The organism is Kitasatospora sp. NPDC015121, from assembly GCF_055562955.1.
In genome coordinates, this window is the sequence record NZ_JBVHEH010000099.1 from 1 (window position 1) to 2,052 (window position 2,052).

Annotated in this window: 2 protein-coding genes; both read left to right on the forward strand. The window is 65.9% G+C overall.

Annotated features, from left to right (window positions below; all coding sequences use genetic code 11):
- Positions 1–589: 589 nt before the first annotated feature.
- Positions 590–1,681 carry a hypothetical protein gene (locus ACZ3J7_RS40985; protein WP_350835329.1) on the forward strand — a complete coding sequence of 364 codons (1,092 nt, stop codon included), beginning with the start codon at positions 590–592 and terminating at the stop codon, positions 1,679–1,681.
- 76 nt (positions 1,682–1,757) lie between these two features.
- On the forward strand, positions 1,758–2,052 hold a 295-nt coding region (locus tag ACZ3J7_RS40990), incomplete at its 3' end, for a transposase (RefSeq protein WP_353799068.1).

Here is a 2,052-nt window from a genome sequence, read left to right on the forward strand (position 1 = left end):
CTACCGAAGGCGCATCATGGTCCACATCGCCCTCACCCGAGGGCAGAGACCAGCAGCATGAAATCAGCACACGCCCCGCTCAAATGCGGAGAGCCATTTATCTCTGCAGTAAACGCCCGGCCCGTCTTCGGCGCCTCGTGCCACACATGCCTTCCCGCTCGGGTTGCGGCGGGCCATAATTCGCCTTTCACGTGCCCGGCTTGCCGTCTTCGGAGCTGGGCCTTGACACCCCTGCACCGGGTACCCACGCATCAGTACCGCACCTGCCGCTGGGCAGTCGATGCATCACCTGTCCGAACGGAATCGACCGCCCCCACGCTGATCACTGCTCCCACACCGCCGAAGCACTTCAACCGATCCGTCACTGCAGCATCATCGAGAAGCCGTCCTCGACACCGGCAGGTCCCGGGCCCGCTGGCTGTGATGTCTTCGCGCTGGCGGCGTCGGCGGGGAGAGGATTTCGCAGTGAGCAGCACCGCTCTCTCCGGGATCGAGGCGACCACCGAATCCGGCCCGCGGTGCTGCACGAAACCTTCGGGGCTCCATCGAGCCAGTGGCAATCGGCCCGTGGTTGCCTCACCATGGAGCGATGACTGCTAAGCGTTGCCGATCCACCCCCGATCCTGCCGAACCCCTTTCCGATGCCGAGCTGCTCATCGGCCTGGTGGTCTCACCATCCCTGAGTGCGATGCTCGGCCCCGAGGTCACCACCTCGGTGCGCAAGATTTTGGTGCAGCGGTATCCGGGAGTGCGCTGGCAACTGAAGATGGCCGAAGACCGGCTGGTCGATCCACCCACCGAGACCTTGGACCTGCTGGAGGCGGCCCGAAACCGCGTGCTGGAGGAGAACTGGGATTTGGCCGTGGTGCTCACCGAGATCCCCCTGAAGACCGGCCGACGTCCGGTGCTCACCCAGCTCAGCCCCGTGCACGGGGTAGGACTGGTCTCCGTCCCAACCCTGGGAGCCGTGCACGTGCGGCAGAAGGTGCAAGAGACCACCGTGCACGTGGTCGGGCAGCTCCTGGGCTACGACGCCGAAGACCTCAACGCCCAGCGGGATCTTGCTCGAAGAGCCCACCAGCTGTCCACCGATCTCGACGAACGCCCGGACGACAACGTCGTGCAGTTCACGGCCCGAGTGCTGAGCGGCAACGTGCGGTTGCTGCTGGGCATGATCCGCGCCAACCAGCCTTGGGCCTTCGTGGCCCGGCTCTCCCGGGCGATGGTCGTGGCAGCGGCCACCGGCATGCTGACATTGGTGGCCTCGGACCTATGGGTACTGGCCATGGCCTACGGGCCGGTGCGCCTGGTCCTGCTGGCGGTGATGGCGATCGGGGCGGTGAGTGCCACCCTGATCCTGGGAGCAGACTTGTGGGAGCGCCCACGGCGGCGAGCCCAACGTGAGCAGGTGATCCTGTTCAATTTGGCCACCACCGCGACCGTGGCCATCGGGGTTGTGGTGTTCTACCTCGGCTTATTCATCCTGTCCTGGGTCGGCGCGCTGCTGCTCATCGACGAGCCGGTACTGGCCGGTGTCGCCGGTCACCCAGTGAACGCTTTGGACTACGCGAAGATCAGCTGGCTCACCGCCAGCCTGGCCACCGTGGGCGGAGCACTAGGAGCTGGACTGGAGGACGACGATGTGGTGCGCGCCGCTGCCTACACCCGGTCCAGCACCTGACACAGCCCCAGCACAGAAGAAACTGAAACATCTACGCGTTGATGCCACGTCTATGCAGGTGTCATTGCCGGTCGCGATGACTTGGTGGGCTCAGCGCAGTGCGCTGCCTCGTACTCGGCGGGTGGGGCGTTGCCGAGGCGGGTGTGCGGGCGGGCGCTGTTGTACCTGTCGATCCGGGATCCGCACCGCCCTGCCGGACGCGCGGATCGCAGTCGACAAGTGGCATCTCGTCGCCCTCGCCAACCTCATGGTCACCCAGGTCCGTCAACGGATCACCCGGCAACTGCACGGCCGCCGCGGCACCGCCACCGACAAAGTCTGGGCCAGCCGGCAACTGCTGCTCACCGGCTACGAGCACCTCACCGTGAAGC